At 41.1% G+C, this 11,965-nt stretch carries 14 protein-coding genes; 10 read left to right on the top strand and 4 right to left on the bottom strand.

The window, feature by feature from the left end; translation table 11 throughout:
* The first annotated feature begins 170 nt into the window (after positions 1 to 170).
* The 7 genes from acnA to C6Y06_RS16740 all read left to right on the top strand — a co-directional run bounded on the left by acnA (position 171) and on the right by C6Y06_RS16740 (position 4,965).
* Positions 171 to 2,900: an aconitate hydratase AcnA gene (gene acnA / locus C6Y06_RS16710; RefSeq protein ID WP_034660778.1), complete on the top strand. Its 2,730-nt coding sequence runs from the start codon at positions 171 to 173 to the stop codon at positions 2,898 to 2,900.
* 72 nt (positions 2,901 to 2,972) lie between these two features.
* Positions 2,973 to 3,476, top strand: a complete 504-nt coding sequence (locus C6Y06_RS16715) for a TlpA family protein disulfide reductase (RefSeq protein WP_106037258.1) — start codon at positions 2,973 to 2,975, stop codon at positions 3,474 to 3,476.
* 71 nt (positions 3,477 to 3,547) lie between these two features.
* Positions 3,548 to 3,673 (top strand): FbpB family small basic protein, encoded by a 126-nt coding sequence (locus tag C6Y06_RS16720; RefSeq protein WP_003211002.1) that lies wholly within the window; start codon positions 3,548 to 3,550, stop codon positions 3,671 to 3,673.
* Between the two features lie 51 nt (positions 3,674 to 3,724).
* Positions 3,725 to 3,868 carry an acid-soluble spore protein N gene (locus C6Y06_RS16725; protein ID WP_008357830.1) on the top strand — a complete coding sequence of 48 codons (144 nt, stop codon included), beginning with the start codon at positions 3,725 to 3,727 and terminating at the stop codon, positions 3,866 to 3,868.
* A 13-nt stretch (positions 3,869 to 3,881) separates the two neighbouring features.
* Positions 3,882 to 4,124 (top strand): small acid-soluble spore protein Tlp, encoded by a 243-nt coding sequence (gene tlp / locus C6Y06_RS16730; RefSeq protein WP_003211760.1) that lies wholly within the window; start codon positions 3,882 to 3,884, stop codon positions 4,122 to 4,124.
* Between the two features lie 103 nt (positions 4,125 to 4,227).
* Positions 4,228 to 4,650 (top strand): acyl-CoA thioesterase, encoded by a 423-nt coding sequence (locus tag C6Y06_RS16735; RefSeq protein ID WP_034660781.1) that lies wholly within the window; start codon positions 4,228 to 4,230, stop codon positions 4,648 to 4,650.
* A gap of 3 nt (positions 4,651 to 4,653) precedes the next feature.
* The gene (locus C6Y06_RS16740; protein ID WP_034660782.1) at positions 4,654 to 4,965 is read left to right on the top strand and encodes a hypothetical protein; all 312 of its coding nucleotides are present in this window, start codon (positions 4,654 to 4,656) and stop codon (positions 4,963 to 4,965) included.
* 39 nt (positions 4,966 to 5,004) lie between these two features.
* On the opposite strand, the gene C6Y06_RS16745 is transcribed toward C6Y06_RS16740, so the two are convergent.
* Both C6Y06_RS16745 and plsY read right to left on the bottom strand, forming a co-directional pair.
* Positions 5,005 to 5,292, bottom strand: coding sequence for a HesB/YadR/YfhF family protein (locus tag C6Y06_RS16745; protein WP_003210876.1), 288 nt, complete (start codon positions 5,290 to 5,292; stop codon positions 5,005 to 5,007).
* Between the two features lie 98 nt (positions 5,293 to 5,390).
* Complete coding sequence (gene plsY / locus C6Y06_RS16750; RefSeq protein ID WP_060596428.1) at positions 5,391 to 5,972, bottom strand: glycerol-3-phosphate 1-O-acyltransferase PlsY; 582 nt, start codon at positions 5,970 to 5,972, stop codon at positions 5,391 to 5,393.
* A 154-nt stretch (positions 5,973 to 6,126) separates the two neighbouring features.
* Between plsY and C6Y06_RS16755 the strand changes: the two genes are divergently transcribed.
* From C6Y06_RS16755 to parC, 3 genes are all read left to right on the top strand, one after another.
* Positions 6,127 to 6,540 (top strand): CoA-binding protein, encoded by a 414-nt coding sequence (locus C6Y06_RS16755; protein WP_034660785.1) that lies wholly within the window; start codon positions 6,127 to 6,129, stop codon positions 6,538 to 6,540.
* Positions 6,541 to 6,956: 416 nt separating this feature from the next.
* A complete protein-coding gene (parE, locus tag C6Y06_RS16765) occupies positions 6,957 to 8,924 on the top strand; it encodes a DNA topoisomerase IV subunit B (protein ID WP_060596429.1) in 1,968 nt (655 codons plus the stop codon).
* 2 nt (positions 8,925 to 8,926) lie between these two features.
* Positions 8,927 to 11,365 (top strand): DNA topoisomerase IV subunit A, encoded by a 2,439-nt coding sequence (gene parC / locus C6Y06_RS16770; RefSeq protein WP_060596430.1) that lies wholly within the window; start codon positions 8,927 to 8,929, stop codon positions 11,363 to 11,365.
* Positions 11,366 to 11,418: 53 nt separating this feature from the next.
* Here parC and C6Y06_RS20460 read toward each other — a convergent pair whose 3' ends face one another.
* Positions 11,419 to 11,544, bottom strand: a complete 126-nt coding sequence (locus tag C6Y06_RS20460; RefSeq protein ID WP_008343787.1) for a hypothetical protein — start codon at positions 11,542 to 11,544, stop codon at positions 11,419 to 11,421.
* A gap of 43 nt (positions 11,545 to 11,587) precedes the next feature.
* On the bottom strand, positions 11,588 to 11,923 hold the full coding sequence (locus tag C6Y06_RS16775) for a hypothetical protein (protein ID WP_034660789.1): 336 nt from the start codon (positions 11,921 to 11,923) through the stop codon (positions 11,588 to 11,590).
* Positions 11,924 to 11,965: the final 42 nt, after the last annotated feature.

Consider the following 11,965-nt stretch of genomic DNA (forward strand, 5'->3'; position numbering starts at 1 on the left):
AGTAATCATTTCCTAATGATAAGATAAACTTATTGAATTTAATAAAAGCATTGTTATTTACTTATGTATGAATTTGTTTTAAGATGAAATTGTGAGAAAATTGTGGTGAAATACGACGATTTTTCTGAGAATTGAAATTGATCTTGATCATCAAAAGGGGGATTTTGGACATGTCGAAACAGCAGCAAGTCGCTAAACAAGACGCTTTTCAATCTAGAAAAACGTTTTCGACAAATGGGAAAACGTATCACTATTATTCGTTAGAAGCACTAGAGAAACAAGGAATCGGAAATGTTTCTAAGCTGCCTTATTCCATTAAGGTACTTTTAGAATCAGTGCTTCGCCAAGTAGACGGTAGAGTGATCAAGAAGGAACACGTTGAAAACTTGGCAAAATGGGGAACTGCCGAGGTCAAAGAAATTGATGTTCCATTTAAACCTTCTCGTGTTATTTTACAAGACTTCACGGGTGTACCAGCCGTCGTTGACCTTGCTTCTTTAAGAAAAGCAATGGCAGATGTAGGCGGGGACCCGGATAAAATCAACCCTGAAATTCCAGTTGACCTTGTCATTGACCACTCAGTACAAGTTGATAAAGCTGGAACTGAAGATGCTTTAAACATTAACATGGATTTAGAATTCGAACGTAACGCAGAGCGTTATAACTTCCTTAGCTGGGCAAAGAAAGCGTTTAATAACTATCAAGCTGTTCCGCCTGCAACAGGGATTGTTCACCAAGTAAACTTAGAGTACCTTGCAAGTGTTGTTCATGCGATTGAAGAAGATGGCGAGATCATCACTTACCCAGATACATTGGTTGGTACCGACTCACATACAACCATGATCAACGGTATCGGCGTACTTGGATGGGGCGTTGGCGGTATTGAAGCGGAAGCTGGTATGCTCGGTCAGCCTTCATACTTCCCAGTACCAGAAGTCATTGGTGCTAAATTAGTTGGAGAGCTTCCAAACGGAACGACTGCAACTGACCTTGCATTAAAAGTGACACAAGTTCTGCGTGAAAAAGGCGTAGTGAACAAATTCGTTGAATTCTTCGGACCTGGAGTTGCACAGCTGCCGTTAGCGGATCGTGCAACGATTGCGAATATGGCGCCTGAATACGGTGCTACTTGCGGATTCTTCCCAGTAGACGAGGAAGCTCTTGCTTACCTTCGCCTTACTGGACGTGATGAAGAGCAAATTAATATCGTTGAAGAATATTCTCGCGCAAATGGCTTATTCTATACGCCAGATGCAGAAGAGCCAATTTTTACGGATGTTGTGGAAATTGACCTTTCTCAAATTGAATCAAACTTATCTGGTCCAAAGCGTCCACAAGATTTGATTCCACTTTCTGAAATGAAAGAGACGTTCCATCAGCACATTGAAAGCCCAGCTGGTAACCAAGGGTTTGGCTTAGAAAAATCAGAGCTGGATAAACAAATTGAATTTGATCTAGCAAATGGTGAAAAAGCTGTGATGAAGACAGGTGCGATTGCGATTGCAGCGATTACGAGCTGTACGAATACATCGAACCCATACGTCTTAATCGGAGCAGGTCTTGTTGCGAAGAAAGCAAGTGAGCTTGGTATGAAGGTGCCAAACTACGTGAAAACGTCACTAGCACCAGGTTCTAAGGTTGTGACAGGATACCTCGTGAACTCAGGACTTCTTCCATACTTAAGAGACCTCGGATTTAACATCGTTGGGTATGGCTGTACAACATGTATCGGAAACTCAGGACCGCTTGCGCAAGAAATTGAGGATGCTGTCTCTGAAAATGATCTGCTGATCACTTCTGTTTTATCAGGTAACCGTAACTTTGAAGGGCGTATCCATCCGCTTGTGAAAGGAAACTACCTTGCATCTCCACCATTAGTTGTGGCGTATGCACTTGCTGGTACGGTGAATATTGATTTAACAAAAGACCCTATCGGTGTGGATAAAAATGGTGAGAACGTTTATTTCGATGATATTTGGCCATCAATGGACGAAATCAACAGCGTCGTCAAAAGCACTGTCACACCTGAGTTATTCCGTTCAGAGTATGAAACTGTTTTTGACAACAATGACCGCTGGAATGAAATTAAAACGACAGATGATGCACTGTATAAATGGGATGAAAATTCCACATACATTGATAACCCGCCATTCTTTGAAAACCTATCAGTTGAACCTGGTAAAGTTGAACCGCTTAAAGGCTTGCGCGTCGTTGCCAAGTTCGGTGACTCTGTGACAACTGACCATATTTCTCCTGCTGGAGCGATTGGCAAAGACACACCTGCGGGTAAATACTTGCAAGAAAGAGGCGTATCGCCTAGAGACTTTAACTCATACGGATCTCGCCGTGGTAACCACCATGTCATGATGAGAGGTACTTTTGCAAACATCCGTATTAAGAACCAAATTGCACCAGGAACTGAAGGCGGATATACAACTTATTGGCCAACTGGTGAAGTGACATCCATTTATGATGCATGCATGCGTTATAAAGAAGATGGAACAGGTCTTGCGATCTTAGCAGGTAAAGACTACGGAATGGGTTCTTCGCGTGACTGGGCTGCAAAAGGAACAAACCTTCTTGGAATTAAATTCGTTCTAGCTGAAAGCTTTGAGCGTATCCATAGAAGTAACCTTGTCTTCATGGGCGTACTTCCTTTACAGTTTAAAGACGGAGAAAGTGCAGAAACTCATGGTCTAACAGGAACAGAAACATTTGAAGTTCATGTTGATGAAACAGTTCGTCCACGTGATCTTGTCACTGTGAAAGCAATTGATACAGATGGCAATGAGAAAATATTTGAAGTGGTTGTTCGTTTTGATAGTGAAGTCGAAATTGACTACTATCGTCATGGCGGTATCCTTCAAATGGTACTTCGTGAAAAATTGGCAAGCAACTAATACTCATACAGCAAAGAAGAGAAGGCGCCTAGACAGCTTTCTCTTCTTTTTTAAAATAGTGGAGGATCAATCATGTGGAAAAAAGGAATGGCAATCGCTGTTTTACTTGTGTTGATTGGTTTACTTGTGTGGAATTTACTTGAACCAAAAGAGCCAGCAATCGGTCTTGAAAAAGGGGATCAAGCCCCTGATTTTGAACTTAAAACCCTAGATGGTCAAAAGGCCTCGTTATCTGATTATCAAGGGAAAAAGGTGCTCGTCAATTTTTGGGCGACATGGTGTAAGCCATGCAGGACAGAAATGCCGGATCTAGACGCAATTAGAAGCGAATATGATCAGGTCGAAGTACTTGCGGTGAATTTGACGACCACTGAAAAAAGTGTAGATCATGTTGCAGCATTTGCAGATGAATTAAAGCTGAGCTTTCCTATTTTATTGGATCAAAAAGGCATTCAAGCACGATATCAGGTGCTTTCATACCCCACGACATACATATTAGATGAAAAAGGACGAATCGTGTCTGTAAAGCATCAAATGCTGACAAAAAAAGAAATTGAGCAAGAGCTGGGTCTATAATGATTCAGCTTTTTTGCTTATTTTCTAAATGTTTTGGCGAAAATGAAATACAAACACTGGAGGTGAGTACAATGAGAAGAAGAAAACGACGTACATTTGAAGAGCTTGTACTTGAAAATAAAAAAGAATTATTAAGCAATGAGGAATTTTTAAACCAGCTTGAAGAAAAGTTGGAAGAGCGTTTTAGACAGAAATAAGTTATGAATTATCCTTTTTCGTTCATCCTAAAGAAGAGGGAGGGATGAATGATGGGCAGAGAGCATGATAAACAAGCGCAGTTTACACCAGACCATTTAGGGACAAAACCTGTAGCGTACAAACGTAATAAAGGAAAAAAGATGCATAATAAATCAAATGAACAGCCTGATGTCATACAGACGAAGGGCGAATAAGGAGGGAATCATGATGAATGGAAAGTCATATCAATCCAATCCAGATGATCGTTCTGATAATGTTGAAAAGCTGCAAGATATGATCGAAAACACCCTTGACAATATCGATGAATCTGAAGCAGCGATGGCCCTTTCGACAGATCAAGAAAAACAGATGATCAAGCAAAAAAATGAAAATAGAAAAATGAGTATTGATGCCATGCGCTCTGAGATCAAGGACGAAGAAGCAGCAAGAAAAAATGGCTATACCGAATAAACCAGGGATTCCTGGTTTATTTTATTGCCTCCTTTTAGAAGAACCATTTCGATTGTGGTAAAATGGCAGAGACCTTAGGTTTTGATAGGAGAGCGATGAAAACGTGTATGTATCTAAAAAAGAAATAGAAGTCCGTTATGCAGAAACAGACCAAATGGGCATCGTGTATCATGCCAATTATTTAATCTGGATGGAAGTCGGCAGAACAGCACTGATTAAAGAATTAGGATTTTCCTATGCGCAGCTAGAAGCAGACGGCGCTCTTGCACCCGTTATAGATTTACAGGTGCAATATAAAAAACCATTGCTGTACGGTGAAACAGCGACAGTTCATACGTGGATTGAAGAATACAATGGACTCAAAACGGTGTATGGCTACGAAATTCAAAAGCCTGATGGGCAAACAGCGATTACAGGGACAACCTCACATATTTGTGTAGACAAAGAAACCTTTAGACCTATTCAATTTAGAAAAGCTTTTCCTGCCTGGCACAAAGTATACGAACAGTCGAAGAAGCAGGTTTAATTCATGGCGTTTGGTATTAAAAGAAGCGATCTAAATGCGTGGAAATCAGCTGTCCAGCAAGGAGAACTGGCCTTTTTAACCCATTATTGGCTTGATGACCGTTTCCCGCATGCCAATACCGTCACTAAAGCAGCCTGTCAGGATATGAAGCAGTTAATTGAGTGGGGAGAAAAACATGGACTCAAAAAAGAATGGATTCATGACCGCGCAGGGTTTCCACACTTTGACTTGATTGGTGAACCACAAAAAAGAATCCTGCAAAAGGAGCGGTCTTTAGGAAACATTCATGAGTATGGGCTATATATTGAAGGATAAAACAAAAAAGATACCCGAGGGATGAGGTATCTTTTTTGTTTATTCATAATGAAACTCTGGTTCTTTCACGGACTCGTTATAATCAATATGCAGATCATGGTTGTCAAAATACCAAATATCACTTTCTTCAACAAAGAAAGTAATACCTTCTATTTCAGCGGTTGCGCCGGCATTTTGAGGTTCATCTTTTGCGACGCCGAGAGAAAAGCCTTTTTGTACATTACTGCACCCGCCATATCTCACAAAAAAGCGAACTTGATCACCTTTTTCTAAATCTAGTTCATCCTTGTACCAATTGAGTGCATCTTCTTTTATCGTTAATTTCAATGTGATCGCCCCTTTTTGAAGTCATGCTGTTTTTTTAAATGCAGGATGCAAAAACAGCTTTTCTTTCCTTTTACCACATAATGAAACTTATGAAACGGCTAGAGCCATTTGATTTTCGGTTCAGTTTTGTTGAGGATTCGTTTGAGGTTGGCGATGTGTCTGTAGATCACAAAACCAGCTAGAACGGCAACAACAATGATTAAGAATACGTCTTTGGTGAAAATGCTGTAAATGAATGTATAGATACCGGTCAGCATAGATGATAGTGAAACATATTTACTAATGTATAAAAATAAGAAAAAAGCAGCGATCATCGTGATAAATAAGAATGGGGCATAAAATAATAACACGCCGCCAGATGTAGCGACTGCTTTTCCCCCTTTAAATTTTGCAAAGACAGGAAAGCTGTGACCGATAACAGCAGCAACTCCTGCTAATAAGGGATGAATGTCCAGTTGCATGAAAAACGGTAAAGCAGAAGCAAGGGTTCCCTTTAAAATATCAGCTGAAATCACGATAGACCCTGCTTTTACGCCAAGTGTACGAAATGCATTCGTTGCACCTAGGTTTCCGCTGCCATGTTCACGGATATCGATACCCTTTGCAGCTTTCCCGACAATGAGACCGGATGGAATACTGCCGAGAAGATAAGCCAAAATAAACATCAAAGCAATTAACATCTGCATAACTCCTTTATATTCTCCCTCTTGTCTTACATTTTAACATGATCTTATGAAAAACATGGGGATCTTTTTTTGAAAAAATCAAAAGCAGATGGATTCAGCTTTGTTTTTAAGCAGAAGTTCGCTAAAATAGAGGAAAAGGGGTGTTTGGATGAATCATCCTACGAAACAAGAAATTGGCCGTATATTAAAGAGCAGTAAACGAATTGCTGTTGTTGGATTATCAGATCAGCCGCACCGAACGTCTTATATGGTGTCTAAAGCGATGCAAGATGCCGGATATGAGATCATTCCGGTGAACCCAACGATTGATGAAGCACTTGGTGTGAAAGCAGTCGCTTCTTTAAAGGACATCAAAGATCCTGTTGATATCGTCAATGTCTTTAGACGTTCAGAGTTTTTGCCCGAGGTGGCAGAAGAATTTCTTGAAATGGACGCACCTGTTTTTTGGGCGCAGCAAGGCATCTATCACGAGGAAGCGAAAAGGCTGATTGAGGAAAATGGCAAGGTCGCCATCATGGATTTATGTATCAAGGTGGCTCATGCAATGACAAAAACTCATTAAATCGTCAAAAATCCTTGGTTTTCAAGGATTTTTGCTTTTTTGTTGCAGAAATATATTTGCGATTCTAGAAGAAAGCGATAAAATAAGGCGACAGGGACATAGCGGTGACCTTGCATATCAAGAAAAAGAGCGATAAGATAAAGGTAGAACGTTTGTTCTGTTTTGTGAAAACCATCATATGATTGCATTTGGCTTATCAAACAGTCTTGTTTATAATGGACTTCTAGTTCTGATTGCAGAATGTAGAACATTTCTCATAGCCGTGCAAAAGAGCATGTTTTGTTGATTCACACATGCATGGTGATGATGCAGCTTATTAAAGTGGACAGTAATGAGCAGCATGATCATCATTAAAATCTAGAGAGATCATTTGATGGTTTGCCGGTTATGTTTGTTAGTGAAAGGGGATTAAGCATTTGGTTAAAAAGCAGCAAGTAGATTATAACGATGATTCTATTCAGGTGCTAGAGGGACTTGAAGCGGTCCGTAAACGTCCAGGGATGTATATTGGGTCTACGGATTCACGCGGTCTTCATCACCTTGTCTATGAGATTGTAGACAACTCTGTCGATGAAGTGCTCGCTGGCCATGGAGATCATATCATTGTCAAAATACATAAAGATAACAGCATTTCCGTTCAAGATAAAGGACGCGGGATGCCTACTGGTATGCATAAGCTTGGAAAACCGACACCTGAGATCATTTTAACGGTCCTTCACGCAGGCGGAAAATTTGGTCAAGGCGGATATAAAACAAGTGGTGGGCTTCACGGAGTTGGGGCATCTGTAGTAAACGCGCTGTCAGAATGGCTCACTGTCACAATTGAACGCGACGGCTTTATTTATCATCAGCGCTTTGAAAACGGCGGAAAGCCTGCCACATCACTTGAAAAAGTCGGAAAAACGAAAAAAACAGGAACACTGATTCATTTTAAACCTGATCCAACTATGTTCAGTGTCACGACCTATAACTTCGATACTTTATCAGAACGTTTAAGAGAATCTGCCTTTTTATTAAAAGGATTAAAAATAGAGCTGATTGATGAACGACATGATGTACAAGAAACCTTTTATTATGAGACGGGCATTGAAGCCTTCGTTGCTTATTTAAATGAAGAAAAAGATGTTCTGAGTGAAGTGGTCTCATTTGAAGGAGAGCATCAATCCATCGAAGTAGATTTTGCTTTTCAATTCAATGACGGCTACTCGGAGAATATTCTTTCTTTCGTCAATAACGTCAGAACGAAAGATGGCGGTACGCATGAGTCTGGTGCCAAAACGGCGATGACGAGAGCCTTTAATGAATATGCACGCAAAGTAGCCCTTTTAAAAGAAAAAGACAAAAATTTAGAAGGCACTGATATTCGCGAAGGACTGTCAGCCATTATTTCTGTCAGAATTCCTGAAGAACTGCTTCAATTTGAAGGCCAGACAAAAGGAAAGCTTGGGACAAGTGAGGCTCGCTCGGCTGTTGATGCTGTTATTTCTGAAAAGCTGGCTTATTTCCTTGAAGAAAACCGGGAAACAGCCACTCTTCTTGTGAAAAAAGCGATTAAAGCGCAGCAGGCAAGAGAAGCTGCTAGAAGAGCACGTGAAGAAGCAAGGAGCGGCAAGAAACGGAAAAAGTCCGAAGCAACACTGAGCGGAAAATTAACACCTGCTCAATCTAGAAACCCAGCAAGAAACGAATTGTACCTAGTAGAGGGCGACTCAGCGGGCGGATCAGCAAAGCAAGGGCGTGACCGTAAATTCCAAGCGGTGCTGCCGCTTCGTGGAAAGGTCATCAACACAGAAAAAGCGAAGCTTGCTGATATTTTCAAAAATGAAGAAATCAACACCATTATTCATGCGATCGGTGGAGGCGTCGGTGTCGATTTTAATGTAGAAGACATCAATTATGACAAAATCGTGATCATGACAGATGCTGATACAGATGGAGCGCATATTCAAGTGCTTCTACTGACGTTCTTCTACCGCTATATGAAGCCGCTGATTGAGCATGGCAAAGTGTTTATTGCACTACCCCCTTTATATAAAGTCAGCAAGGGCTCAGGGAAAAAAGAAATCATTGAGTACGCATGGTCTGATGAAGAAATGGATGACGTACTGAAGAAAGTTGGAAAAGGGTACACGATTCAGCGCTATAAAGGTTTAGGTGAAATGAACGCCGACCAGCTATGGGAAACGACAATGAATCCAGAATCGAGAACACTTGTCAGGGTCAAAATCGACGATGCTGCACGTGTGGAACGCCGCGTCACGACATTGATGGGTGACAAAGTAGAACCACGACGTAAATGGATTGAAAAGAATGTCGCCTTTGGACTTGATGAGGAAAGCAACATTCTTGAAAATGAAAACTTGTCGCTAGCTGAGGAGGTTTAAACATGGCACAACAAGAACGATTTCATGATTTACCATTAGAAGAAGTGATCGGAGACCGGTTTGGTCGCTATAGTAAATATATTATCCAAGACCGTGCGCTTCCAGATGCGCGAGATGGACTAAAGCCTGTACAACGAAGAATCTTATATGCGATGTACGCAGAAGGAAACACGCAAGATAAAAACTTCCGTAAAGCCGCGAAAACAGTCGGTAACGTGATTGGTAACTATCATCCGCACGGTGACTCATCTGTTTATGAAGCGATGGTGAGAATGAGTCAGAATTGGAAAGTACGAAATGTGCTCATTGAGATGCATGGGAATAACGGGAGTATCGATGGAGATCCGCCTGCTGCCATGCGTTATACGGAAGCAAGGCTTTCTGCCATTGCTTCAGAGCTATTAAAGGACTTAGACAAGGAAACGGTCGAATTTGTCGCAAACTTTGATGATACAAGCAAGGAGCCAGTTGTTTTACCAGCGATGTTTCCAAACCTTCTCGTGAATGGATCAACAGGGATTTCAGCAGGTTATGCCACCGATATCCCGCCGCATCATCTGGGAGAAGTGATTGATGGTGTCATTAAACGAATCGAACAGCCGCATTGTACGGTTGAGGATTTAATGACAGTCATCAAAGGTCCAGATTTCCCAACAGGCGGTATCATTCAAGGGGTCGACGGCATTAAGAAGGCTTATGAAACAGGAAAAGGAAAGATTATGATTCGCGGAAAAGCGGAAATTGAAACCATCCGCGGCGGACGCCAGCAAATCGTGATCACAGAAATTCCTTATGAAGTGAATAAAGCCAATCTTGTCAAAAAGATGGACGAGTTCCGAATTGAAAGAAAAGTTGAAGGAATTTCAGAGGTTCGAGATGAGACTGACCGAACTGGGCTTCGAATCGTGGTAGAGCTGAAAAAAGAAGCAGATGCAAATGGTGTCTTGAATTTCTTATATAAAAACTCAGATCTGCAAATTCCATATAACTTTAATATGGTGGCGATACATAATCGTAGACCAACCTTAATGACGCTGACAACTATACTTGATGCATATATTGCCCATCAAAAAGAAGTGGTGACGAACCGCTCAGCATATGAGCTTCGAAAAGCGAAGGAACGCCACCATATTGTAGACGGATTAATTAAGGCGCTTTCCATCTTAGATGAAGTCATTGCCACAATCCGCTCCTCTAATGATAAGCGAGATGCGAAAAACAACTTGATGGAGAAATATGACTTTACAGAAGCACAATCAGAAGCGATTGTTTCCCTCCAGTTATATCGTTTAACGAATACGGATATTACGCAATTAAGAGACGAAGCTAGTGAGCTTGATGTGCGTATAACAGAACTTGAAGACATTTTAGGTAACGAGAAAAAGCTGCTAAAGGTCATTACAAACAGTTTGAAAAAGCTCAAAAAGACATATGCTGATGAGAGACGATCTGTCATTGAGGAAAAAATCGAAGAAATTAAGATTAACCTTGAAGTGATGATCGCCTCAGAGGATGTTTACGTCACGGTGACGAAGGATGGGTACATCAAACGGACAAGTCAGCGCTCCTATGCTGCATCTAACGGTAAGGACTTTGGCATGAAGGATACAGACCGCCTGATTCATCAGTTTGAAATGAATACAACGGATGTCCTCCTATTGTTCACGAATAAAGGGAGCTATATTTATTGTCCAGTTCATCAGCTGCCAGACATACGCTGGAAAGACATGGGGCAGCATATTACGAATATCATTTCAATTGATCGTGATGAATCAATTCAAAAAGCCATTCCAATTAAAGAATTTGATGAAACGTCGTATCTTCTGTTCTTTACAAAAGGTGGAATGGTGAAGAAAACAGAGCTTCTTCAATATAAAGCGCAGCGCTATTCGAAACCGCTTGTCGCCTTGAACCTAAAAGGGGACGATGAACTCGTGGATGTTCATGTGACAACAGGACAGCAGGAATTGTTTATTGCGACGAAGAATGGCTATGGATTGTGGTTTGATGAAGAAGAAGTAAGTGTTGTTGGTCCGAGAGCGGCTGGTGTCAAAGGAATCAACTTGAAGGATGGGGACGAAGTAGTCTCTGGCCAGATCATTGATCCGAAAAACGATGTCCTCGTGCTGACGACTCAAAGAGGGGCTGTGAAGCGAATGAACCTCTCTGAATTTGATAAAACATCTAGAGCCAAACGCGGAGTTCTGATGCTAAGAGAATTAAAGAAAAACCCGCACCGTATTGTGGCTGTTATTGCTGCATCACTGCACGATACACTTGAGATTGATACGGATAAGGGTGCAACGATTCCGCTTGATATCTCTACTTTAAGAGCGAATGACCGCTATAGCAATGGATCATTTATTGTAGATGAGGAAGAGCAGGGAGAAGTAACACATGTCCTTGTCACACCTCAACCTGCGCCAGATGATAATAAATAAGCAAACGAAAACCCCCTGCGATAAACAGGGGGTTTCTTTTATATACGGGTCATTTAGCTCTCGTGGTTGCCAAACATGCTTGTAATGGCGTGCACTACTTCAATTCCTTGGTAGACGAAAAGAGAAAGTGAAGTGACAGAGAATAGACCTAGAATGAATACTCTTAAGAAAAATAACATCGTGTAAAACCTCCCAATTTTTGTTTTGATTTAGATGGTTGGGTTAAACACGAGATAGTCGGAAATAAGAAGATTGATAGAATACTGCAAGTAAATGCTTCTTTTTCCGGTCAAATTGATCAGTATGAGTGATGCGTGCAAATCCAGCTGTCATACTGCCAATCATCAGCAGTACTGTAAATGCGGCAAATACTGCGCTCACATGTTTTTGTTTCTTTTCATCGCCCATTGTCTGAGCGATTTTCATTTCATGTGATTCTTGATCGGCAACCACCTTTGCATGATGGTATACCTGAACGGAATGAGGCATTGAGAACAAATGAAAACTTGCGAGTGCTATAAATAAGACAGCTAATTTTAGCAGCATATTTTTTTTCATTTTTCTCACCCCTTCCTGTTTATTTTCATGATCTTATCACGT

Origin of the sequence: Bacillus sp. MZGC1 (genome assembly GCF_002998605.1) — a bacterium.
In the GTDB taxonomy this organism is placed as follows: Bacteria; Bacillota; Bacilli; order Bacillales; family Bacillaceae; genus Bacillus.